Source organism: Vibrio sp. 2134-1 (assembly GCF_033339495.1).
Genome location: NZ_JAWOUS010000025.1, coordinates 25,057 through 48,898, shown reverse-complemented (window position 1 = coordinate 48,898; position 23,842 = coordinate 25,057). Strand labels below are relative to the sequence as shown.

At 46.3% G+C, this 23,842-nt stretch carries 26 protein-coding genes; 8 read left to right on the top strand and 18 right to left on the bottom strand.

Features of this window, described 5'->3' with window-relative positions; translation table 11 throughout:
- Nucleotides 1-231: 231 nt before the first annotated feature.
- The 8 genes from fusA to fkpA all read right to left on the bottom strand — a co-directional run bounded on the left by fusA (nucleotide 232) and on the right by fkpA (nucleotide 6,207).
- On the bottom strand, nucleotides 232-2,331 hold the full coding sequence (fusA, locus tag R7R78_RS20940; RefSeq protein WP_005382794.1) for an elongation factor G: 2,100 nt from the start codon (nucleotides 2,329-2,331) through the stop codon (nucleotides 232-234).
- A 75-nt stretch (nucleotides 2,332-2,406) separates the two neighbouring features.
- Entirely contained in the window at nucleotides 2,407-2,877 is a 471-nt protein-coding gene (gene rpsG, locus R7R78_RS20935) for a 30S ribosomal protein S7 (protein ID WP_005382796.1), read from the bottom strand.
- Nucleotides 2,878-2,978: 101 nt separating this feature from the next.
- On the bottom strand, nucleotides 2,979-3,353 hold the full coding sequence (rpsL, locus tag R7R78_RS20930; protein WP_004399892.1) for a 30S ribosomal protein S12: 375 nt from the start codon (nucleotides 3,351-3,353) through the stop codon (nucleotides 2,979-2,981).
- A gap of 177 nt (nucleotides 3,354-3,530) precedes the next feature.
- Nucleotides 3,531-3,806 carry a sulfurtransferase complex subunit TusB gene (gene tusB / locus R7R78_RS20925; RefSeq protein WP_005382799.1) on the bottom strand — a complete coding sequence of 92 codons (276 nt, stop codon included), beginning with the start codon at nucleotides 3,804-3,806 and terminating at the stop codon, nucleotides 3,531-3,533.
- A 7-nt stretch (nucleotides 3,807-3,813) separates the two neighbouring features.
- Nucleotides 3,814-4,170 carry a sulfurtransferase complex subunit TusC gene (gene tusC, locus R7R78_RS20920; RefSeq protein ID WP_225474194.1) on the bottom strand — a complete coding sequence of 119 codons (357 nt, stop codon included), beginning with the start codon at nucleotides 4,168-4,170 and terminating at the stop codon, nucleotides 3,814-3,816.
- Nucleotides 4,167-4,562: a sulfurtransferase complex subunit TusD gene (tusD, locus tag R7R78_RS20915; protein WP_225474193.1), complete on the bottom strand. Its 396-nt coding sequence runs from the start codon at nucleotides 4,560-4,562 to the stop codon at nucleotides 4,167-4,169. Before tusD ends, tusC begins: the two co-directional genes overlap by 4 nt.
- Entirely contained in the window at nucleotides 4,559-5,281 is a 723-nt protein-coding gene (locus R7R78_RS20910) for a transcriptional regulator (protein ID WP_005382804.1), read from the bottom strand. Before R7R78_RS20910 ends, tusD begins: the two co-directional genes overlap by 4 nt.
- A gap of 143 nt (nucleotides 5,282-5,424) precedes the next feature.
- A complete protein-coding gene (gene fkpA, locus R7R78_RS20905) occupies nucleotides 5,425-6,207 on the bottom strand; it encodes an FKBP-type peptidyl-prolyl cis-trans isomerase (RefSeq protein ID WP_017821751.1) in 783 nt (260 codons plus the stop codon).
- Between the two features lie 128 nt (nucleotides 6,208-6,335).
- On the opposite strand from fkpA, the gene R7R78_RS20900 reads away from it, so the two are divergent.
- Both R7R78_RS20900 and R7R78_RS20895 read left to right on the top strand, forming a co-directional pair.
- Entirely contained in the window at nucleotides 6,336-7,322 is a 987-nt protein-coding gene (locus R7R78_RS20900) for a WD40 repeat domain-containing protein (RefSeq protein ID WP_017633742.1), read from the top strand.
- Entirely contained in the window at nucleotides 7,319-7,546 is a 228-nt protein-coding gene (locus tag R7R78_RS20895) for a SlyX family protein (protein WP_005382807.1), read from the top strand. The genes R7R78_RS20900 and R7R78_RS20895 overlap by 4 nt, the downstream gene beginning before the upstream one ends.
- 83 nt (nucleotides 7,547-7,629) lie before the next feature.
- Here R7R78_RS20895 and R7R78_RS20890 read toward each other — a convergent pair whose 3' ends face one another.
- The 5 genes from R7R78_RS20890 to kefG form a co-directional block, all read right to left on the bottom strand.
- Nucleotides 7,630-8,571 (bottom strand): isoaspartyl peptidase/L-asparaginase family protein, encoded by a 942-nt coding sequence (locus R7R78_RS20890; RefSeq protein WP_031777285.1) that lies wholly within the window; start codon nucleotides 8,569-8,571, stop codon nucleotides 7,630-7,632.
- A gap of 131 nt (nucleotides 8,572-8,702) precedes the next feature.
- Entirely contained in the window at nucleotides 8,703-9,254 is a 552-nt protein-coding gene (gene slyD, locus R7R78_RS20885; protein WP_005381451.1) for a peptidylprolyl isomerase, read from the bottom strand.
- A gap of 92 nt (nucleotides 9,255-9,346) precedes the next feature.
- Entirely contained in the window at nucleotides 9,347-9,547 is a 201-nt protein-coding gene (locus R7R78_RS20880) for a YheV family putative zinc ribbon protein (RefSeq protein ID WP_005381449.1), read from the bottom strand.
- Between the two features lie 33 nt (nucleotides 9,548-9,580).
- Nucleotides 9,581-11,377 carry a glutathione-regulated potassium-efflux system protein KefB gene (kefB, locus tag R7R78_RS20875; RefSeq protein WP_017633740.1) on the bottom strand — a complete coding sequence of 599 codons (1,797 nt, stop codon included), beginning with the start codon at nucleotides 11,375-11,377 and terminating at the stop codon, nucleotides 9,581-9,583.
- On the bottom strand, nucleotides 11,361-11,954 hold the full coding sequence (gene kefG, locus R7R78_RS20870; protein WP_005381444.1) for a glutathione-regulated potassium-efflux system ancillary protein KefG: 594 nt from the start codon (nucleotides 11,952-11,954) through the stop codon (nucleotides 11,361-11,363). Before kefG ends, kefB begins: the two co-directional genes overlap by 17 nt.
- Before the next feature lie 209 nt (nucleotides 11,955-12,163).
- Here kefG and R7R78_RS20865 point away from each other — a divergent pair, with 209 nt between their 5' ends.
- From R7R78_RS20865 to crp, 6 genes are all read left to right on the top strand, one after another.
- Complete coding sequence (locus R7R78_RS20865) at nucleotides 12,164-14,083, top strand: ABC transporter ATP-binding protein (protein ID WP_042523641.1); 1,920 nt, start codon at nucleotides 12,164-12,166, stop codon at nucleotides 14,081-14,083.
- Nucleotides 14,080-14,568, top strand: coding sequence for a TIGR02444 family protein (locus tag R7R78_RS20860; RefSeq protein ID WP_033907158.1), 489 nt, complete (start codon nucleotides 14,080-14,082; stop codon nucleotides 14,566-14,568). The genes R7R78_RS20865 and R7R78_RS20860 overlap by 4 nt, the downstream gene beginning before the upstream one ends.
- An 87-nt stretch (nucleotides 14,569-14,655) precedes the next feature.
- Complete coding sequence (locus R7R78_RS20855) at nucleotides 14,656-15,663, top strand: hydrolase (protein WP_033907159.1); 1,008 nt, start codon at nucleotides 14,656-14,658, stop codon at nucleotides 15,661-15,663.
- 33 nt (nucleotides 15,664-15,696) lie between these two features.
- Nucleotides 15,697-15,909, top strand: coding sequence for a YheU family protein (locus tag R7R78_RS20850; RefSeq protein WP_005382815.1), 213 nt, complete (start codon nucleotides 15,697-15,699; stop codon nucleotides 15,907-15,909).
- Between the two features lie 125 nt (nucleotides 15,910-16,034).
- On the top strand, nucleotides 16,035-16,904 hold the full coding sequence (locus R7R78_RS20845) for a phosphoribulokinase (protein ID WP_005381434.1): 870 nt from the start codon (nucleotides 16,035-16,037) through the stop codon (nucleotides 16,902-16,904).
- Between the two features lie 240 nt (nucleotides 16,905-17,144).
- Complete coding sequence (crp, locus tag R7R78_RS20840) at nucleotides 17,145-17,777, top strand: cAMP-activated global transcriptional regulator CRP (protein WP_005381432.1); 633 nt, start codon at nucleotides 17,145-17,147, stop codon at nucleotides 17,775-17,777.
- A gap of 136 nt (nucleotides 17,778-17,913) precedes the next feature.
- Here crp and R7R78_RS20835 read toward each other — a convergent pair whose 3' ends face one another.
- The 5 genes from R7R78_RS20835 to R7R78_RS20815 form a co-directional block, all read right to left on the bottom strand.
- Entirely contained in the window at nucleotides 17,914-18,705 is a 792-nt protein-coding gene (locus R7R78_RS20835; RefSeq protein ID WP_064354370.1) for a DUF1338 domain-containing protein, read from the bottom strand.
- Between the two features lie 248 nt (nucleotides 18,706-18,953).
- A complete protein-coding gene (astD, locus tag R7R78_RS20830) occupies nucleotides 18,954-20,411 on the bottom strand; it encodes a succinylglutamate-semialdehyde dehydrogenase (RefSeq protein WP_005381424.1) in 1,458 nt (485 codons plus the stop codon).
- A 28-nt stretch (nucleotides 20,412-20,439) separates the two neighbouring features.
- Nucleotides 20,440-21,459, bottom strand: coding sequence for an arginine N-succinyltransferase (gene astA, locus R7R78_RS20825; protein WP_005381422.1), 1,020 nt, complete (start codon nucleotides 21,457-21,459; stop codon nucleotides 20,440-20,442).
- A gap of 109 nt (nucleotides 21,460-21,568) precedes the next feature.
- A complete protein-coding gene (locus R7R78_RS20820) occupies nucleotides 21,569-22,780 on the bottom strand; it encodes an aspartate aminotransferase family protein (RefSeq protein ID WP_005381420.1) in 1,212 nt (403 codons plus the stop codon).
- Nucleotides 22,781-23,141: 361 nt separating this feature from the next.
- On the bottom strand, nucleotides 23,142-23,729 hold the full coding sequence (locus R7R78_RS20815; RefSeq protein WP_031780782.1) for an aminodeoxychorismate/anthranilate synthase component II: 588 nt from the start codon (nucleotides 23,727-23,729) through the stop codon (nucleotides 23,142-23,144).
- Between the last annotated feature and the right edge of the window lie 113 nt (nucleotides 23,730-23,842).

Genomic DNA, 23,842 nt, shown 5'->3' with positions numbered 1-23,842 from the left:
TGTTTTACCGTGGTCAACGTGGCCGATAGTACCAACGTTAACGTGCGGTTTCGTACGTTCAAATTTTTCTTTAGACACGATCGTGTTCCTTCCTAGTTATGATTCGTCGTGATCATTATTGATCGACGACGCGCCAGAAATTGTTATTTTATGCGCCAACGCCCGTTAGCGCAATATTTGGACGCCCTGATCTCGCAAAAAGTCGTAAACTTTTTGCAGTTCAATCGTCAATTAGTAACCACGCTCTGCAATAATTTTATCTGCGAAGTTTTTCGGCACTTCAGCGTACTCGTGAAACTCCATAGAGTAAGACGCACGGCCTTGAGTTGCAGAACGTAGATCAGTTGCGTAACCGAACATTTCGGATAGTGGTACTTGAGCACGGATGATCTTAAGACCAGCCACACCTTCGTCCATGCCTTCAATGATACCGCGACGACGGTTTAGGTCACCAACAACGTCACCCATCCAGTCTTCCGGAGTGGTTACTTCGACATTCATCATAGGTTCTAGAATCACAGGTTGTGCTTCTAGTGCACCTTTCTTGAATGCCATCGAGCCAGCGATCTTAAACGCCATCTCGCTTGAGTCTACATCGTGGTAAGAACCATCAAATAGTGTAGCTTTAATATCTAGTACAGGGTAACCCGCTAGAACACCACTATTCATTTGCTCTTCGATACCTTTCGATACCGAACTGATGTATTCCTTAGGAATCACACCGCCCACGATTTCGTCTACGAATACGAAACCTTCACCAGGCTCAGAAGGCTCAAGTTTGACCCAAACATGACCGTATTGACCACGACCACCTGATTGACGAACAAACTTACCTTCAACTTCCGCTTTACCACGAATGGTTTCACGGTAAGCAACCTGAGGTTTACCAACGTTACAATCAACGCTGAATTCACGCTTCATACGATCAACGATAATGTCTAGGTGAAGTTCACCCATACCTGAGATCAGAGTCTGACCTGATTCGTCGTCCGTTTCCACGCGGAATGATGGATCTTCCGCTGCTAGTTTACCTAGCGCGATAGCCATTTTCTCTTGGTCTGCCTTAGAACGAGGCTCTACAGCAATCTGAATAACTGGTTCAGGGAACTCCATGCGCTCTAGAATCACTTTGTGGTTCTGATCACACAGTGTGTCACCTGTTGTTACGTCTTTCAGACCGATAGCAGCTGCAATATCACCAGCGCGAACTTCTTTCACTTCTTCACGCTTATTCGCATGCATCTGAACGATACGACCGAAACGCTCTTTCTTCTCTTTTACTGAGTTGTAAACAGCGTCACCCGAGTTTACAACACCGGAGTAAACACGCATGAAAGTTAGCGTGCCCACGAATGGGTCAGTCGCAATCTTAAACGCTAGCGCTGAGAAAGGTTCGTTGTCGTCAGCATGACGCTCAACTTCATTTTCTCTTTCGTCGACACCTTTAATTGCAGGTACGTCAACAGGCGATGGCAAGAACTCAACTACTGCATCCAGTACCGCTTGAACACCTTTGTTCTTGAACGCACTACCACAAGTAGCCAGTACGATTTCGTTATTTAGTGTGCGAGTACGTAGAGCTTGTTTGAGCTCAGCTTCAGTCAATTCACCTTCTTCAAGGTACTTGTCCATCAGCTCTTCGCTAGCTTCAGCAGCGGATTCAACCATGTGGTTGCGCCACTCTTCAGCAAGTTCAATCATGTCAGCTGGGATGTCTTCGTAAGTAAACGAAGTGCCTTGATCGGCATCATTCCAGTTGATCATTTTCATCTTGATAAGGTCGATGACACCTCTGAACTCATCTTCCGCACCAACGTTCAGCTGGATTGGAACAGGAGTCGCACCAAGACGATTCTTAATTTGGTTCACAACGCGTAGGAAGTCTGCGCCCGCACGGTCCATCTTGTTTACAAATACCAAACGTGGAACGTGGTATTTGTCTGCTTGACGCCATACAGTTTCAGACTGAGGTTCAACACCAGATGAGCCACAGAACACAACCACAGCACCATCAAGTACACGAAGAGAACGCTCTACTTCGATAGTAAAGTCAACGTGTCCAGGGGTATCAATGATGTTTACGCGATGCTCAGGGAACTGTGCTTCCATACCACGCCAGAATGTAGTAGTCGCAGCGGATGTGATAGTGATACCACGCTCCTGCTCCTGCTCCATCCAGTCCATGGTTGCTGCACCATCGTGAACTTCGCCGATTTTGTGAGAAAGGCCAGTGTAGAACAGAATACGCTCAGTTGTGGTTGTTTTTCCTGCATCTACGTGAGCACAGATACCGATATTACGGTATAGCTCAATAGGAGTTTTACGAGCCACGATTGTATCCTCTTACTAAGGTGTACCTTAGAGTATAGAAAAGTGCTGCGAGAGAACCTCGCAGCACAGAAGGTATTACCAACGGTAATGAGCGAACGCTTTGTTTGCGTCAGCCATGCGGTGAACGTCTTCACGTTTCTTAACCGCAGTACCTTTGTTCTCAGACGCGTCTAGCATTTCAGCAGCTAGGCGTTGAGCCATAGATTTTTCACCACGCTTGCGCGCAGCTTCAACCAACCAACGCATAGCAAGTGCGTTACGGCGAACCGGACGTACTTCTACAGGTACTTGGTAAGTTGAACCACCAACACGGCGAGATTTAACCTCTACCGCTGGGCGAACGTTTTCAAGAGCTTCTTCAAAAATAGCTAAGTGGTCTTTACCAGACTTTTCAGCCATAGCATCTAGTGCAGTGTAAACGATTTTCTCTGCAGTAGATTTTTTACCGTCAACCATTAGGATGTTAACGAATTTTGCCAGCAATTCAGATTTGAATTTTGGATCTGGAAGGATCTTACGCTGACCAATGACGCGACGACGTGGCATGGATTTATCTCCGTTGTCTTCTTCAGGTTTTATCCAAAACTTTTCAGTTTTTTCAAAAAATTAAAAATAATTTAGTGTTTGGCCTTACTTAACGGAATCCATTAAGACTTAGGACGCTTCACACCGTACTTAGAACGACCTTGTTTACGGTCATTTACGCCAGCACAGTCTAGTGCGCCGCGAACAGTGTGGTAACGCACACCTGGAAGGTCTTTAACACGACCACCACGGATTAGAACAACTGAGTGCTCTTGAAGGTTGTGACCTTCACCGCCGATGTACGATGTAACTTCGAAGCCGTTTGTCAGACGTACACGACAAACTTTACGAAGTGCTGAGTTAGGTTTTTTAGGTGTAGTAGTGTAAACACGAGTACATACACCACGTTTTTGTGGGCACGCTTCTAGTGCAGGCACGTTGCTTTTAACAACTTGCTTTGCACGTGGCTTACGTACCAACTGGTTAATAGTTGCCATTAACTAGCTCCTGATTTACTTGAAAGTAAGCTTTGTGAAAAATCTATCCCCAACTGCCAATGCAGTTAGGGACGCAAAATTCTATGCAGCAGTGAGAGGTGTGTCAAGAAATATACGGATCTTTTTTGTTCAATTAGAACAATTCATCCGTAAAGCTTTGTCGACAGCAAATCTTGTTCAATCCCAAGTTAGGGATTTATCCTGTTTTGCTGTTAGTTCAACGAAGCCTGAGTAATTCACAATCGTCAGCGATGGACTGATACGATTTGCAATACCGCGAGCTTGCGCATCGCTCTCTAACACAAATACGCTGCGGTTTTTTAGATGGGAAAATGCTTTATGTTGCGAGTTAGCAGCGTACACTGCATCTTCTATAAGTAAGATGTCATCCTGTTCACTGCATAAGGGCATGGCGTCTTCTAGAGCAGAGACTGTTTTTATGATGTGTAACATAACTTCCTCAAAAAGACAGTAGCTTGCCAGCGTGTTGTAACTTATCTTTGAGCTGTTCTGAGCTTAACGCTTGGGCTTCAATGACTAAATCCGCTTGCGCCAAACCTCGCTGGGTTAACGACTCTGAACACACAAAGACTTGTTCGATGTCGTATAAATCGAAAAGCTTTAACATCGGCGCGTAATCTTTACTCAAAATATTGTCGGGGTCTTGCCCGAGTAGAAGCTGGTATACCCCGTCACCCATGAAAATGACGCTGATATCTTCACAGTAAGCCGACGCGGCTAACAGTGCATCCACACCTTCACGACCAGCTGCACAGCCATGTGGCGCACTACGAAATAGATAAGTTAACTGACTCAAAACTGTACCACTCTGTCTTGGGTTAACATCGCTTCAGCTAGGCTACCTAAGCCTGCTTGTTCAAAACCATCGGCTAGATTGTTCTGAACCAAACCATGTTGATTCGCTTCTTCTTCACTTACAATCCCGCGACGCAAAGCGGCCGCGACACAAGTTTCTAGGCGAACACCATGCTCTTTAGCCAAAGACTGCCACGCCTTATTGAGATCAAATTCATCGTTGGCTGGCACACTCAAAGCAGTACCATTAGTCACACCATCTTGATAAAAGAAGATGCTCACTAGCTGATGGCCTTGCTCTATCACCGCTTTGGCGAACTGATAAGCACTGCGCGCTGACTGACTGCCATAAACGGGACCATTCACCACTAACGTGTAAGTCAGTTTACTCACCTTTCATCATCCTCGGTTTTACGTTGACGAATGTACAAGTAAACGGTGTGTTTTGAAATATTAAGGCGATCCGCGACACGGTTGATGGCATCTTTAATATCGAAGATACCTTTGTCGTACAACTCCATCACGATCTGGCGATTTTTGGTGTTGTTAGACACGGATTTATCCGCATTGATCTCTTCGATGGTGCGTTCAACAGTTTGGTCCACCAGCTCTTCTACGTCACTAGCAAAGTTGACCGAGGAAGCCGCTTCTTTCGCTTCTTGCGTCGGCATGAAAGACTGAAGGACTTGCGAGAAAGGCGCATCCAAGTTGACGTTGATACACAACAAACCAATCACGCGATTTTCGCCATTACGAATAGCGACAGTAATCGACTTCATCAACACGCCACCTTTTGCACGGGTAAAGTACGAACGTGAGAAGTTGCGCTCCGAGCCTTCGATGTCTTTTAGCATCTTAAGCGCTAAATCAGTGATTGGTGAGCCGACTTGGCGCCCCGTGTTTTCACCGTTAGCGATTTTAATTGCAGAGGTATTTAAGTCTTCTAGAGAGTGAAGAACGATTTCACAAAATGGACCTATCAGGCTGGCGATACCATCCACGACCGCCTCATAAGATCTTAAAATGATTTTGTCGTGCTCGGTAAACGGCATCACGTTAACGGATTCCATTTCGAGCAACATCTCCGCGTTTATTGTTTCTGTAGTTGTCATAAGCCTTCGAGCGAAAAATCAACAAATTGGTGTAAGTTTATCAGAAAATTTGAAAAGCAACCTAGCAAACTCACCAACTAGTGACCTAGAACAAAAAAGGCCCGTTAAACGGACCTTTTTCAATAACTTATCGCAGCTTATTGTTATTGCTCTGCGTTGTCGTTCTCAACTTTTAGCAGCTCAACTTCAAATACTAGCGTTGAGTTAGCAGGAATGCTTGGTGTGTCTTGGTCACCGTATGCTAGCTCTGGCGGGATAACGAATTTGAATTTAGAACCCACAGGCATTAGCTGAACACCCTCTGTCCAACCTGGGATTACACGGTTAAGTGGGAACGTTGCAGGTTCACCACGATCGTATGAGCTGTCGAACTGAGTACCGTCGATCAGAGTACCTTTGTAGTGTACTTGAACCGTATCAGTGTCTTTTGGCTTCTCACCTTCAGCTGGTGTCATTACTTGGTATAGAAGACCTGTATCTGTCTTCACTACGCCTTCTTGCTTCTCAAACTCAGCACGGAAGTCATCGCCAGCTTTTTTCGCTTCAGCTGCTTTCTCAGCCGCTTGTGCTTGCATCTTTTCTGCAACACGCTTGTCTAGAGATTCTAGTGCTGCACGTGTTTCTTCTTCATTCAATTCAGCATTGCCTTTGAAGACGTCTTCGATACCTTTTAGTACCAAATCTTTGTTAAGATTAATGCCGATTTCGCTTGGCTTGTCGATGCTTGTGCTTAGGTAGTTAGCAAATGAAACACCGATTGCGTATGCCGCTTTGTCGTCGTCGGTTTTAAAGTGAACCGCTTTGCCGGTTTCTGCTTGAACTTGTTCTGCTTGAGGTGCGGTTTCTGTTTTAGTTTCTTCTTTCTGACAACCTACCGCTAGCATAACTGTTGCAGCAAGTAGCGACACTTTTAAAACTGATTTCATTAAATTCTCCCAATAATGGCTCTGCCATTGGTTGTTGTGCACAAATCTTCTATGAGACTAGTGAAGACAATCGTTATACCAATATACTAGCTATATGTCTTAAGACACAAACCGGATTATTAGATGTGATGCAAAGAATTTTTCATTTATTCCTATATTTAATTGTCATCACCACGTTAAATGGTTGCTTTTTCGCCGAGCGTGAAGTGCAGCGTTGGCCGATAGAACCTCAAGGTGCGACGAGCTTCGCACTTAGCAGAGATGGACGGTTTGCTCTGCTCTATTCTCAACAACGTCATTTGATGTTGTGGGACCTAGAGCAAAATGAACAACTAGCCAATCTGGGTGAACTCGATGCCGATGCCAATGTGGTTTCCCATATCCGCATATCTGACAATGGTCGCTACGCAATTACAGCAAGCCAAATGAACTTCGCAGTTTGGGACCTAGGCTGGACGCAATCCGAAGGCCTTTGGTCTATCTCTGATGCGCTCATTCGCGACGTTGATATCACCAGTAATGGTGAACAAGTTCTGCTTGGGTTATCCAACGGTAAAGCAATTTATGTCAACTTAGTCACCGGGCGTCGCATGGAGTTCCTTGCGCATCGTGAAAAAGTCAATTCCGTGGCCATTTCTCCTAATGGGCGCTTCGCCCTAACCGGAGGTAATGACTATAAAGCGTATCTGTGGGATACCGAAACCGGACAAGTACTACGAACCTTCGAACATGAACAACGAATTGTTCGCGTGGCCCTGCAAAGAGATGGAAAATTAGCAATGACATCTGATGGCGGAAACCAAGCGATTGTTTGGAATTTAAAAACTGGACAAGAAGTCACACAGTTGAGCAGTTGGTCACGCCAATTAATTTTCTCTACCGCACGATTTTCTGACGACGGGACTCAACTAGTCACAGGAAGCCCTTCTGGCCGTGTGTCGATATGGGATACTCAAACCGGAAAACGAATGAGTGGATTTGAAGTGGAGCCCAAAAAAGACACTCGCCCTCCCCGTGCGGTCGTGTATGATGCAGCCTTTGATTCAAAACAACGCGTAATTACTGCTACTTCAGCAGGTATTGCCCAAGCTTGGCAGTTAGAGAACGGATCATGACAGAAAAAATCATTCAGCAATTGGAAGCACGCATTAATGACTTAGAATGTCAGCTTGCGTTCCAAGAACAGACTATTGAAGATCTGAACGGCGCTTTATCGCAGCAACAACTGCAAATTACCAAGATGCTCGAACAGATGAAATATGTGGTAGGTAAAGTAAAAAATATGGACTCGTCGAATTTAGCCGATCCGTCAGAAGAAACCCCACCACCGCATTATTAAAATGCAGGCTCAAATAGCATAAAGCCCAGAACATGTTCTGGGCTTTGTTGTATTAATTACTTAAGAAGGTACTCAAGAAGAAGCTATTCGTCGGCGTAGATTTTAACGCTCAGCTCGCCTTGCGTATTAATGCCTGCTCGGTACATGCCAGAACTGTTCATCGCAAAGTGCATCTCACCTTTAGCATCAATGGCAATCAAACCGCCCTCTCCGCCCATCTGTTTGAGAGCACCTTGGATAATGTGTTCACAAGCCGTATGAATATCTTCTTGTAAGTAACGCATACGTGCTGCAACGTCTTCCGCAACACGTTTACGAATAAAGAACTCACCGACACCCGTAGTGGAAACTGCCACAACGCCATTTTCGGCCACCGTACCACAACCAATCAGAGCCGAATCTCCGACTCGGTTGTATTTCTTATTCGTCACGCCACCCGTACTGGTGGCAGCGGCTAAGTTGCCTTGTTGATCTAACGCTACCGCACCAACCGTACCGTGCTTACGGTCATCTGGGTAACGAGATTCCGACAAAGCAAACAGTCCTTTCTCACGCATAGACAGCAACTGCTCATAACGGCGATCAGTAAAGAAGTAATCTTGCTCGGTATACTCATGGCCTTGCTCAAAAGCAAACTTCTCTGCGCCCTCACCCACCAACAACACATGATTGCTGTTTCGCATCACGTCACGAGCGAGCTCAATTGGGTTTCTGATATGACGAACACCTGCGACCGCACCTGCTGCAAGGTTTCGCCCATCCATCACAGAAGCGTCCATTTCAACCATTTCGTTGTTGGTCAGCACTGAGCCTTTACCCGCATTAAAGTTAGGAGAGTCTTCCAATACTTTCACTGCCGCTACGACGGCATCTAAGGCTTCACCGCCCGTTTCTAGAATTTGATGTCCCGCTTTTACCGCAGCTTCTAAATCCGCCAAGATGGATTGTTGCAGCTCATCGCTCATCTGTTCACGCAAGATGGTGCCCGCACCACCATGAATGGCAATCGAGAAAGGTTTCGTCATCACTTTGTCCAACTGTTATTCCTTGTATGGTTGGCACTACACCTTAGATAAACAAAAAGCGCAAGTTGAAAACTCAACTTGCGCTTTTCAAAGCTTTGCTAGATAAGATTATCTAGTGAAGGAGCTTATGATTAGTGAGAACCACAGCTACCGCCGCCACAGCAGCCGCCTTCTTCTTCGTGATCGTGGTCATGATCGTGACCACCACAACAGCCACCACCTTGGTGGATGTGACCGTGTTCGATCTCTTCTGCTGTTGCTTCACGTGTAGACATAACCTCTACTTCGAAAGTTAGTGTTTGACCAGCTAACATATGGTTACCGTCAACAACCACTTCGTTGCCGTCAACTTCTGTTACTTCAACAGGGATTGGACCTTGGTCAGTGTCAGCTAGGAAGCGCATGCCCACTTCGATTTGCTCAACGCCTTGGAATACGTCCGCAGGAACGCGCTGTACTAGCGCATCGTTGTGCTCACCGTAAGCTTCTTCAGGAGCTACCGTTACTGAGAACTTGTCGCCAGCCACTTTACCTTCAAGTTCTTTTTCAAGACCTGTGATTAGGTTGTTGTGACCGTGAAGGTAATCTAGGGGTGCTTCTGCTGTTGATTGATCAACAACGACACCGTCTTCCATCATTACTTTGTATGCAAGGCTTGCAACAACGTTCTTTTCAATTTTCATACTAACTCCAGGGAGATTAATTGACTTAACCTGAATGGGGTTAAGTACTGAGATATCTGGGTGTATTATGGGGATCAATTATCGAAGTTCAATTATTCCGGCTTAAAAATTCCGATCATTTCCTGATCTGAGTGTTTATTTTTCTCTACAGATTGTGGTTTGCGCTGCTCTGTAAACTCACACTCGACACACTCAACTAACTCGATGTTATTTTCAATCCACCAGCGCAGGGTATCTTGCTGGCTGCAATTTGGGCAGCTAGCGCCTGCAATAAAACGTTTCTTGATTTTCACGCTATTTCCTTAGCTTGAGTCTTGGCTCAAGTACTACTTCCAATGATTAGGTGACTGATGGTCGCTCTCCATTTCACGACCAAATATTTCTTCTAGCTCTTTGCGTGCCTCTTTCGCCCTTTGAGCTAATTTCTTATCTTCATTGTGTTGAGGCAATAAGTCCTTAAGCATAGCATTATCCAACTTGCGAAAATGTGCTTCTGCCCGCTTTGCTTGATAAGGATGCATACCCAGTTCTACGAGCGCTTGGCGACCGAGATCTAGCGCCCCTAAAAATGTTTCACGAGAGTAATTCTCTACACCATGACTCATTAACTGGTAAGCCTCGACACGGCTTCTTGCTCGGGCTAACAACTTAAGTTTCGGGAAGTGCACGCGACAAATGTCCACGATGGCCATCACCTCATCAGGTGAATCAGTACAAATAATCAATGCTTCCGCTTTATCAGCGCCAGCAGCCCTCAATAGGTCAATTTGTGTAGCATCGCCATAAAACACTTTGTAACCATACTTACGTAATAGGTGGATTTGGCTGGCATCACTTTCTAATACTGTCACTTTGATTTTATTGGCATACATTAAACGTCCGACGATCTGACCGAAACGTCCAAAGCCTGCAATGATAACGCGTGGTCGGCGATCCACGACTTTCGTGGTCATGCCCTCTTCTTCTTGATTCAGGGTATGAGCAAACCACTTCTTTTGTCCCATCAGCAAAAGAGGAGTCGTCACCATGGATAGACTGACCACCACCAACAGAAACGCCACTTGCTCTTTGGACAAAATGCCCTCTTGGCTCGCCGCGGTAAATATGACAAAGGCAAACTCACCGCCTTGGCTCAAAATTGCAGCCATACGGCTTCTCGCTTTGGCTCCGACACGGGCAGCTCTCGCCAATGCATACAAAACCAAACCCTTAACCACGACCAAAGCCACCACCGCACCGAGAATCTCTAGAGGATGTAATGCCAATAACCCCAAGTTTACCGCCATGCCCACCGCAATAAAGAATAACCCCAACAACAGACCTTTAAATGGCTCGATAGCGATTTCCAACTCATGGCGATACTCACTCTCTGCCAGCAAAACGCCTGCTAAAAAAGTCCCCAATGCCATCGAAAGGCCGAGCTTTTGCATCACGACCGAAATGCCAAGCACGACTAAAAGTGCAGCAACGGTAAAGAGTTCACGAACGCCGCTCATCACGACAAAACGAAATAGCGGACGTAGTAAAAAGTGACCACCAATCAACAGTGCTACCACACTGCCTAAAATAGTGAAGACATCCAACCAACTTCCACCACTATGCCCGCCTGCTAGCAAGGGCAACATCGCCAGCATCGGGATCACTGCAATATCTTGAAAGAGCAGCACCGCAAAACCAGATTGCCCCGTTTCGGTACCATTAAGCCCTTGCTCTTCAATGACTTTAAGCGCAATCGCCGTCGAGGACAGCGCCAACCCCATCCCGATCACTAAACTCACTTGCATGCTTACGCCAAACATACTGACGACACTACCAATCACGGCGGTCGTGACCACAACCTGCGCACCGCCTAAACCTAAAATCGGCCCTCGCATCTGCCACAATTTTTTAGGGTTTAATTCCAGCCCTATCAAAAACAGTAACAACACAACCCCAAGCTCGGCAAAATGCAAAATGGCATCAACGTCGCTAATTAAGCCAAGCCCCCATGGGCCAATCAACACACCAGCGAGTAAATAACCTAAAACCGAGCCAAGCCCAAGGCGCTGAGCAATCGGCACCGCAATAACCGCAGCCGAAAGAAAGACCACACTGCTTTGAAGAAACTCACTGGTGATCGCCATACTGACCTCCTCGATCTGCCGCTTGCCAGTTTTCAAGTGGGTTACTCAGCCATCCACGGTATAACTCAGCATGTTCGTAGCGTTCAATATCCGAAACATTTCTTGACCAATACAACACCAGAGGTTCAATCCAGTGCATTTGGCATAGGGCTGCCGTCAGTTCAAACGGTTGCAAGATTTGCTCAAGTGGGTATTTGTTGTACCCCTTCGCGCTGAAGGCTTCTTCTTTACCACCTGTTGTAATGACACTGCGCCAGTATTTTCCTTCTAGCGCCGCACCTCCGCCAAACGCAAAGCCTTTACCTAACACTCGGTCTAGCCACTCTTTTAATAGGGCTGGACATGAATACATATAAAGTGGGTGGTGAAATACAATCACATCGTGAGCGAGCAACAACTCATGTTCGTAATTCACATCAATAAAGAAATCGGGGTAAACACCGTAAAGATCGTGCACAGTGACGTGATCAAGCGACTGAGCTTTTTTTATCATCACTTGATTGGCAATCGAGTTATGTGGCTCTGGATGAGCATAAATGACCAGAACTTTTGGGAGAATAGACGGTGCAACAGCCAAATGGTCGTCCTTGTGGTTATTTTTATCCGTTATCAAATTGTTATACTTTTTTGTACAGCATAATGCAATTAAAGCGAATCAATCGACTTTTCCGGCCAATACCCCTACTATTCACCGCTAGATATATACCCAAGTGGCTTTAAAAACGATTGAAACCACTTCGCTATGTAACCAAGCAACGCGCACTGCGCAAAGTGAATGAAAACTTTATGATTACCTTCTCTGATATTCAGTTACTGCGTGGCGGTAAACCTCTTTTAGACCAAGCTTCTGCGACTATTCACCCTGGCGATAAAGTCGGTCTTGTGGGCAAAAACGGCTGCGGTAAATCAACGCTGTTTGCCCTACTGAAAGATGAACTGTCAATTGATGCTGGCTCATTTAGCCAACCTCAACACTGGGAGTTGGCCTGGGTCGCACAGGAAACGCCTGCGCTAGAGCGCACTGCACTGGAATACGTCATTGATGGTGATCGCGAGTACCGCGCTCTCGAAAAGCAGTTAGCTGAAGCAGAAACACAAGACAACGGAACCCTAGTTGCCGAGATACACGGTAAAATTGAAACCATTGGTGGTTACAGCATTCGCGCTCGCGCGGCAGAACTGCTCGATGGTTTAGGGTTCAGCCAAGAGCAAATGAGTTGGAGTTTGACCCAATTCTCGGGTGGTTGGCGTATGCGTCTTAACTTGGCTCAAGCGCTATTGTGTCGTTCTGATCTACTGCTACTCGACGAACCAACCAACCACTTGGATTTGGACGCGGTAATGTGGTTAGAGCGTTGGCTACAAAACTACCCTGGCACGCTGATTCTGATCTCGCACGACCGTGACTTCTTGGATCCGATCGTTGGTCGCATCATTCACATCGAGAATCAGCAGCTGAACGAATACACGGGTAACTACTCGTCATTCGAAAACCAACGCGCACAAAAGATGGTGTTACAACAAGCGATGTTTGAAAAGCAACAGAAGCAGATGTCTCACATGCAAAGCTACATCGACCGCTTCCGTTACAAAGCCTCTAAAGCACGCCAGGCTCAAAGCCGTATTAAAGCTTTGGAGCGCATGGAGAAAGTGTTACCAGCTCAATTCGATAACCCATTTAGCTTCCAATTCCGTGAGCCAGCTGCGCTGCCAAACCCAATCATGATGATGGATGAAGTATCTGCAGGTTACGGTGACAACCTCATCTTAGAGAAGATCCGCTTGAACTTGGTTCCTGGCAGTCGTATTGGTCTACTCGGCCGTAATGGTGCGGGTAAATCGACATTAATCAAGCTGCTCTCTGGTGAACTTAACGCGCAAGGTGGTGACCTAACTTACTCACAAGGCGTGAAAATTGGTTACTTCGCTCAGCACCAGTTAGAAACGCTTCACCCTGAAGAAACGCCGCTGCAACACATGATGCAAATCGCACCCGATCAAACCGAACAGCAGCTACGTGATTACCTAGGTAGCTTTGGCTTCCAAGGTGACAAAGCACTAGAAAAAGTTGCGCCGTTTTCTGGTGGCGAAAAAGCCCGTTTGGTATTGGCTTTAATTGTGTGGCAAAAGCCAAACCTGTTGCTACTTGATGAACCGACCAACCACTTAGACTTGGACATGCGCCAAGCACTTACGATGGCACTGCAAACATTCGAAGGTGCGATGGTGATTGTTTCGCACGACCGCTATTTACTGCGCGCTACGACCGATGACTTGTATTTAGTGCATGATCGACAAGTTGCTCCGTTCGACGGTGATTTAAATGACTATTATAAATGGTTAACCGAACAACAAAGAGCGGAACGCAAAGAAGCGCAGGCTGCGCAGCCAAGCAAAGATACGGCCAACAGCGCAGCTGCGAAGAAAGAGCAAAAACGTCGCGATGCAGAGTTTCGAAAACAGACAGCGCCAATTCGCAAAACGCTGACACAACTAGAAAATAAAATGGATAAGTTAGGTGCTGCACTGGCCGAAGCTGAAGAACAATTGGCGGACAACTCACTGTATGCGGCCGAAAATAAAGCTAAACTTAACCAAGTGCTGGCACTTCAAGCTTCCAGTAAAGCTGAGCTCGAAGAAATTGAAATGGAATGGATGTCTGCTCAAGAAACGTTGGAGCAGATGGAGCTAGAGTTTAATCAATGAGTAATCAACACGCTGAATACACACTCACCCTAGAACACCTTTGGCAGTTTAGTCTGCAATTTTATGGTGTGCGAGAAGTGAAAGAGGCGTGTTTATCATTACAGAACAACTACCACGGTAACGTGAACCTACTCCTGCTGCTCAGATGGCTCGATGAGCAGCAACTCATTTTCCAAGAAAAAGACTGGCCCTTGGTGCAAGACTGTCTAGGTAGGAGCGAAACTTTACTTCACTCCTTTCGCGACCTTCGTCGCCACCTTAAGTCTCAAGTCAATGACGCTTTGTATCGTGAGACCTTGCAGTTTGAGCTGCAACTAGAAAAGCAGCAACAAGCGGATTTGGTGGACTGCATTAACTCACTTGCACTACTCAAAAATGATGGTGACCCACTGACGTTGAGATACTGTCGTCAACTCGGTGGGGAGCATTTGCAGCAAGCCTTTGCTATTCCGGTGCCAAACATTCAACCACCAAAACGCCCATAAATCTGTAGAATACCTATAATCTTTATAAAGGATTATATTAATAAGTTCTTCAACGGACACCGAAGGACCGCATAAGAGCAGTTAGGTATGACACAATTTTTCGCAGCCGCCGGGATCAAAAACCCGCATCTCCAAACGCTTTTGCCGCGTTTTATTCGCAAAAAAGCGTTGTTTACGCCGATTTGGCAAACCCTCGATACATCCGATGGCGACTTTCTCGATCTCGCGTGGAGCGAGGACCCAACCCAAGAGCCTGCACAAAAAAAGCCGATTTTTGTTTTATTTCATGGGTTAGAGGGGTGCTTCTATAGCCCTTATGCCAATGGGTTAATGAATGCATTTGCTCAATCTGGATGGCTGTCGGTGATGATGCATTTTCGTGGCTGCAGCGGTAAACCAAACAAAAAAGCACGAGCTTACCACTCGGGTGAAGTGACGGATGCTCGTTACTTCCTAGAGCACCTTGAACAACGTTTTCCTGATAATCCCAAAGTTGCAGTTGGTATTTCTCTTGGCGGTAACATGTTGGCGAATTATTTAGCCCAATATAAAGACCACCCTATTTTGAATGCAGCGACTATTATCTCGGCGCCTTTAGACCTAGCTGCGTGTGCAAACCGTATTGAACAAGGCTTTTCGAAAGTGTATCGCCGTTACCTGCTTTCTTCACTGAAACGTAACGCGTTACAAAAGCATCATCTATTGCATGGCGAGCTTGCGCTGTCCTACAACTCAATAAAACGTGTCACACGGCTGTATGAATTCGATGATTTGATCACCGCACCATTGCATGGCTTTAAAGACGCACAAGATTATTACGATCAATGTTCAGGCTTGAGTAAATTACAACAGATCACGCTACCGACACTGATCATTCACGCCAAAGACGATCCATTCATGACCGACGATGTGATCCCGAAATTTGTTCTGCCAGATAACATTGATTACCGTCTCTTTGAACACGGTGGCCATGTTGGCTTCCTGACAGGAACGGCGTTAAAACCTAAGTTTTGGTTGGAGGAAGCGCTGCCCGCGTATTACGAAAGTATCGCCGCAGATTACCTTTCTGCTGTATCCAAGCAACGAACGCAGTAAACTAGCCGCTCATCATAAAAGTTAGAGGTATTTATGATCATTCCATGGCAAGACATTGCGCCGGAAACATTGGAAAACTTAATTCGTGAATTCGTCTTACGCGAAGGAACGGATTACGGAACCGTCGAGGTTTCTTTGCAAGACAAAATTGATCAAGTTAAAGCTCAATTGGAAAAAGGTGAAGCGGTTATCGTGTTCTCTGAGCTACACGAAACCGTCGATATTCAACATAAAACAAAATTTTAGACCCTTCACATTTTACCGTATCCCACTCGATGACAAGGTATTGTTACGTGCTATAGTGGGATATCGACCGTGCAGTAGTAACTCTACTGCACATTACAGGTAAGTAATTTTCGACAAGGTTTGTCATGTCAGCTAAACACCCAATTATTGCGGTTACTGGTTCGTCCGGTGCCGGCACGACCACTACATCTGAAGCCTTCCGTAAAATGTTCAATATGATGAACGTTAAACCCGCATGGGTTGAAGGCGATAGCTTCCATCGCTTTACTCGCCCAGAAATGGACATCGAAATTCGCAAAGCCCGCGAGCAAGGTCGACACATTAGCTACTTTGGCCCACAAGCTAATGACTTCCCGGGATTAGAAGAGTTTTTCCGTAAGTTCGGGCATGATGGTACTGGCAGCGTGCGCCGTTATCTGCACACGTTTGACGAAGCGGTTCCCTACAATCAAATGCCAGGCACGTTTACACCGTGGCAAGACTTACCCGAAAACAGCGACGTGCTGTTTTATGAAGGGTTACATGGTGGCGTGGTCGATGGCGATGTTAATGTTGCTCAACATGTGGATTTCTTAATTGGTATGGTGCCGATTGTGAACTTAGAGTGGATCCAAAAATTCGTACGTGACACTCGCGATCGCGGCCATTCGCGTGAAGCGGTAATGGACTCAATCGTGCGATCCATGGACGATTACCTCAACTATATCACTCCGCAGTTTTCTCGTACTCACATCAACTTCCAGCGCGTACCGACCGTTGATACTTCCAACCCACTTAATGCAAAAGGCATCCCTAGTTTGGATGAGAGTTTTGTGGTGATTCGCCTACGCGGTATCAAGAATGTCGACTTCCCATATCTGCTGGCCATGATTGATGGCTCATTCATGTCACGCCACAACACGATTGTCGTACCCGGCGGTAAGATGAGCTTTGCAATGGAGCTCATAGTTCGGCCTATCCTACAACAGCTCATCGAAACAGGGAAAATTGGCTAAAAACCTGCCTGCGAAGATGTTTACTTTTCATACCGTGATCATGTGCACAGTTTTGCTTACAAAATCTCAATCATGGCACGATTAAAATCAAGAAATCGTTTTCGAAAAAGGATACTATTTCTTACCGAAACACAAGAGAGCTTGCAGCATATAAAAAGTGCTCTTATTCTAGTAGGCCTAATTCAGGCTTAGCTAAAATATGGATAGCGCAAGCGTACCCTGCAGAGGAAGTGAGATATTATGGTTCTAGGTAAACCTCAAACCGACCCAACATTAGAGTGGTTTCTTTCACACTGTCATATTCATAAGTACCCTTCAAAGAGCACGCTAATTCACGCGGGCGAAAAGGCAGAAACTTTGTACTACATCGTTAAAGGTTCTGTTGCGGTTCTTATCAAAGACGAAGAAGGTAAGGAGATGATCCTTTCTTACCTAAACCAAGGAGACTTTATTGGTGAACTTGGTCTATTCGAGGAAGACCAAGAGCGCACAGCTTGGGTTCGTGCTAAATCTCCTTGTGAAGTTGCTGAAATTTCTTTCAAGAAGTTCCGTCAGCTTATCCAAGTAAACCCAGACATCCTAATGCGTCTTTCTGCGCAGATGGCTCGTCGTCTTCAAGTAACTAGCCAAAAAGTGGGTGACCTGGCGTTCCTAGACGTAACTGGTCGTATCGCTCAGACGCTTCTGAACCTTGCAAAACAACCAGACGCAATGACTCACCCAGACGGCATGCAAATCAAGATCACTCGTCAAGAAATCGGTCAAATTGTTGGCTGTTCTCGTGAGACAGTAGGTCGTATCTTGAAGATGCTAGAAGAGCAGAACCTAATCTCTGCTCACGGTAAAACCATCGTGGTTTACGGTACTCGTTAATCTCGAACTAGAGTGACACGAACAAAATTATAAAAGCCACCAATGGCAACATTGGTGGCTTTTTATTTACTCATGACCAAATGAGATAGGGTGCAGCGAACACTAATGAGTAAGCTTAACAGGTTAACCCTAAAACTTAGCCATTCGTACTTTCAAAGATTTTGTCAGCTGAAGCGGCCACGAAACCTGGGTACAAATCACCATTTTCCATCGGATAGCGCTTAGCAAATTCATAAAACCCGCCAGGGATAATTTCAGTGCCTTCGCTAAAACGAACCGCTACTTTATCTGCCATGGTCGATGACTGCTCTAGCAACACCTCAGGAGTGCCCTTCACTTCACCACCATTTTCATTAATGGTAAACCCAGCGGTACGCAGATGATCGTTTACCTGCTTCACTTCTTCATATTCATTGAGCTGGTTAACGCTCACCGTGAAGTGGTTTGCTCCGTAACCATGCGCCGCAAGCCAAGATGCGTACTCACTTTCTTTAGCCAACGTTTGGTAATCAGCAAAGCTTAAATCCCACAAGCGTCCACCATGTAAGAATGCGCTATCTTTCAGCTTGTCAGCATCGATTTGTGCCACCAAATTTTTCACAATCTCTTGTAGCTCAGGCGAGCACTCTTCAACTTTTAGCTCACTAATAAATACTTTAGGTTGCTTCGGATCTGGGTGCTCATAGTGCTTAGCAACCAGCTTTTTGCTTTCGAAAATGTAATCACCACACGCCTTGTAACCAATAGCTACAAATGGCTTAGCTAGAGTTTCAATACCAAGAGGCGCGATATTGAAGGTACGTAAAGCTATATGATCATTAATCAGAGGCTCATCTTCTTGAAGCAGCTGATGCACTTTAGCAGCCGAAGGGCAAAGACGTTGAATGTAATCTTGCCATAGCGATTCAAATAACACATCGGGCGTCATAACGACTCCTTGTTACGAGATGTAGAGTTTAAAGGTAAGCGGAAGTTGGCTGCTCGTTCACAACAAAAGTTGTCCAGAATAATGAACGAGCAACCATCAACCTGTGACGGTAAATGCCAGTCAGTCAACACGCTTTTCCGAGTCTTTGCTCACTTTTCGTGTTCTGCCAACGATCACTACAACCCATACCTAAATGATGCGCCGGCAAGGTGAGCCGCAATGCATAGTTGCGACTCTATTATTAAAACTTATAGCGCTACACCTGGACTCAATGTTGCAGGCAAGACAGTCTCTTGACCTTCCATTGATGCCATTGGGTACGCACAGTAATCTGCTGCGTAGTAAGCGCTTGGGCGCAAGTTACCCGACGCCCCCGGACCACCAAATGGCGCATCACCGCTTGCCCCAGTAAGCTGGCGGTTACGGTTCACGATTCCTGCACGAATGTGGTCAACGAAGTATTCCCATTCTTGGTCGTCGGTTGAAACCAAACCAGCAGATAAGCCAAAGCGCGTATCGTTTGCTAGCGCCACGGCTTTGTCTAATCCTTCGTAGCGCACCACTTGCAGAAGTGGGCCGAAGTACTCTTCATCTGGTAACTCAGCAATGTTCGTTACATCAATGATGCCTGGAGAAACAAACGCCGCCTCTCCTGCTTTCGCTTCAATCAAGCTTTCACCGCCAAGAGACTGTAGATTAGCTTGTGCATCAAGAATAAACTTGGCTGCCGCGACCGAAATTTGCGGTCCCATAAATGGCGCAGGTTCTGCAAATGGTTGGTCTACGCGAATATTGCGTGTCGCTTCAACGAGTTTGGTGATAAGCGCATCGCCTTTTTCACCCAATGGCACATACAAACGACGAGCACACGTACAACGCTGCCCAGCACTGATAAACGCTGACTGGATGATGGTGTAAACCGTGGCATCCAAATCACCATATTTATCAGAGATCACCATCGGGTTATTACCACCCATTTCTAGTGCGAGCATCTTGCCCGGTTGACCCGCAAATTGACGGTGTAATACATGCCCCGTATTTGCGCTACCCGTAAACAGTACGCCATCGATGCCTTTTGCGTCAGCGAGCGCGATACCAGTTTCTTTCGCGCCTTGAACAAGGTTAATCACGCCTTTCGGCAGACCGGCTTCTTCCCATAGCTTCATTGCCAATTCACCCGTCCATGGCGTTTGCTCAGACGGTTTGAAGACTACCGTGTTACCAGCCAGTAGCGCAGGCACAATGTGACCATTTGGTAGGTGGCCTGGGAAGTTGTAAGGACCAAACACCGCCATCACGCCCAATGGGCGGTGGCGCAATACGATTTGGTTGCCTGCTGCTTCACGGCTCGCCTCACCAGTGCGGTCATGATAAGCGCGAATCGAAATGGCAATTTTACCTGCCATTGCCGCTGCTTCAGTGCGCGTTTCCCAAATTGGCTTACCAGTTTCTTTGGCAATGACTTCGGCGATTTTTTCGCTGTTCTCTTTTACTTTCTCCGCAAAAGCCAACACGATTGCCTCACGCTCTGAAAATGGGCGCTTTTTCCAGTCAATAAACGCTTCACGCGCTGCAGATACCGCCTGGTTCACCTGCTCTGCCGTTGCACCTTTGCCTTGCCAGATCACTTCTTGGTTGTACGGCGACAGAGACGTAAATGCTTCACCCTGACCTTGTACCCATTCACCTGCAATCCAATGTGTCATTGTTTCTATCCTTAAATTCTGTCGTCTGTTACTGCGGAAGAAGGCGAACGAAATCCCCTTCTTCAACCGAAAGTGCATCCGCAACGTCTGGTGCGATCATTACGCTCTGTGTCTCTGCGTCATACGCCGCCTTAGTGACTGTCGCACGGAAGTTCTCGAAAGATGAATTACACATCAAGAAGTCTTGTGTGCTGGAATGTTCAGAGATTTTGACTTGCGCGCGGAATGAATGACGTACCGACTCAATATTACGCAGATCACACTCAACCGTTGGGCCACCATCGAAGATGTCGACGTAGCCTCGGTTGGTAAAACCTTCACGCTCAAGCAGCTTCAGCGCTGGACGCGTGTTGTCATGTACTTGACCAATCACGGCTTGCGCTTCTGGGCTGAGCAGATTGATGTAAATAGGCAGTTTCGGCATCAAGTCGGCGATAAAGCCTTTCTTGCCGATACCTGTCAGGTAATCTGCAAGAGTGAAATCGATAGAGAAGAAATGCTCTTGAAGCCATTGCCAGAATGGTGAATTACCCTCGTCGTCTGAAACGCCACGCATCTCCGCAAAGATCGTTTCAGAGAAGCGCTCTGGGTGCTCTGCCATCATTAGGAAACGACACTTCGACATTAGACGACCATTCAGACCTTGGCGGAATTTCTCACGCAAGAACAAGGTACAAATTTCGCTGTTACCAGTGTAGTTATTACCAAAAGTAAGCAGTTTAACGACGTTGTTAACGCCAAGCTTTGGCGACGAGTGCACAACTTTACTAATGTGATATGAGTAAAATGGGACATCCCAGCCGATAGATGCTTCGATTCCGGTGGTACCCGCAACCTCACCCGTTTCAGAGTCAAAGCCAACCATCAGGTAGCCTTCATCGCCTGGTTCTGCCACATCTGGCTTACCAAAGCTGTACTCTGAATGTTTGATTCGATTGGTTAACAGTTCTTCGTTAACCGGTAGAGATGTAAATCCGTGACCAGACTCCACCGCACAAGTGTGCAGTGCGTCGTAATCCGACATCGCGATAGGGCGAACTACTAGCATCAATACTCCCTCCAGATGCAAGAAGATCCTAACTATATTGTAGGAACAATTCCCCCATCAGAGATCCTTGACGGGGGTGTCTGCGTTGACGTTTAAACTGATATCGCGCTTAAACTAAAGTCGCGATCGCTTTATCCAGTTTCGCCAAGCCTTCTTCAATTTCTTGTTGTGTGATAACGAGTGATGGTGTGAAACGTACGACATTGGCACCCGCAACCAATACCATGAGACCTTGTTTACCTGCAGCAACCAGCACGTCACGCGCACGGCCTTGCCATTCTTCATTTAGTGCAGCGCCAAGTAATAGGCCTTGACCGCGCACTTCTGAGAAGATGTTGTACTTCGCGTTGATCTTCTCTAGACCTTCACGGAACATTGCTTCGCGTTCTAGTACACCAGCCAAAACCTCTGGCTTAGTGACTTCATTTACAACCGCTTCTGCAACCGCACACGCTAGTGGGTTACCTCCATATGTAGAACCGTGAGTGCCCACTTTCATGTGCTCTGCCAATTTTGCTGTCGTTAGCATTGCACCGATTGGGAAACCGCCACCAAGTGATTTCGCAGTACTTAGAATATCTGGCGTGATACCTAAACCTTGGTAAGCGTAGAAGTTACCTGTTCGGCCATTACCAGTTTGCACTTCATCGAAGATCAGTAAGGCGTTGTGTTTGTCACACAGCTCGCGAACCGCTTGAGCGAACTCAGGCGTTGGTGGCACGATGCCGCCTTCACCTTGTAGTGGCTCCATCATGACCGCACAAGTACGATCAGACATGTGTGCTTGTAAAGCTTCGATATCGTTGTAAGGAAGGTGTGTCACGTCGCCTGGCTTAGGACCGAAGCCGTCAGAGTATGCCGCTTGGCCACCAACCGTTACGGTAAAGAATGTACGACCGTGGAAACCTTGTTTGAATGCAATGATTTCAGATTTCTCAGTGCCATGAACGTCTGCTGCATAACGACGTGCCAGCTTCAAAGCGGCTTCGTTTGCTTCTGCGCCAGAGTTAGCAAAGAACACACGCTCAGCAAAACTCACTTCTGTTAGCTTTTTCGCCAGACGAAGGGCTGGTTCGTTCGTCATAACGTTACTTAAGTGCCAAAGCTTGTTAGCTTGCTCTGTTAGTGCGTTTACCATTACTGGATGACAATGGCCAAGACAGCTCACTGCAATACCACCAGCAAAGTCGATGTATTCATTACCTTCCTGATCCCAAACACGTGAACCTTCACCTTTAACAGGGATCATTTCCATCGGGTTATAGCAAGGTACCATTACCTCATCGAATAAACCGCGCTCTACTTTAATTTCCGTTGTCATTGCACATTCCTTCTTGATACCGCATGCGTAGCAGATAAGCGAATTTAACCGGCTCTCTTTGCCAGCAAATAATGTTTTGCATTTAAGCTATTGCGGCATTGTATTTACATTTAATTAACCATTTCAATAGTGATTTATTCTTTTCGTTCTCGAAAGCAACTTCCATTAATCACTGCTTATGACTATTTATGCATCAAGAAAGTAAAATAGAGAAGTGATTTTTTATAAATGTTATGTAATACAGGGGATAGAAGGTTTAAAAAGACATGAATAGACAAAGAGACTCGAGAGAATCGCATAGTTTTGCAATCCGCTCACCTCAGCAAAAAGATGAATGATTTGTTAAGAAAAGTGATCGCGATCAGATCGCTTTGCGTGCTAAAAAGTTCGCAAGCAACTCGTGACCTTGCTCAGTTTTGATTGATTCTGGGTGGAACTGCACCGCATCAATTGGCAAGGCTTTATGTTGGTAACCCATTATTTCATCCATGCTTCCGTCCGGCAGTTCTGTCCATGCAGTCAGTTCAAACACGTCGGGTAAAGTACCGTTTTTCACCACAAGAGAGTGATAACGGGTTACCGTGAGTGGGTTATTCAGATTTTTAAACACACTACGACCGTTATGACGAATCGGTGAGGTCTTACCGTGCATCACTTGTCGTGCACGTACCACTTCACCCCCAAACACTTGCGCTATCGCTTGATGGCCAAGGCAAACACCCAATATTGGAAGCTTACCAGCGAAGTGTTCTATCGCTTTCAGTGAAATACCTGCTTCGTTCGGCGTACATGGCCCTGGCGAGATCACCAAATGAGTTGGGTTGAGCGCCTCAATGCCTTGGATATCGATTTCATCGTTACGCACCACCTTTACGTCTGCACCAAGCTCGCAGAAGTATTGGTAAAGGTTGTAGGTAAAAGAGTCGTAGTTATCGATGATCAACAACATAAAGGGTCGGTTGCTCCAATCCGTTTTGGCAATGCTTACGTAGTGAATCGCCACGTTCGTGACAATCAAGGGCGGTATTTTGCTATACCAAGCAAGAAAGGCAAGTTTTTGCT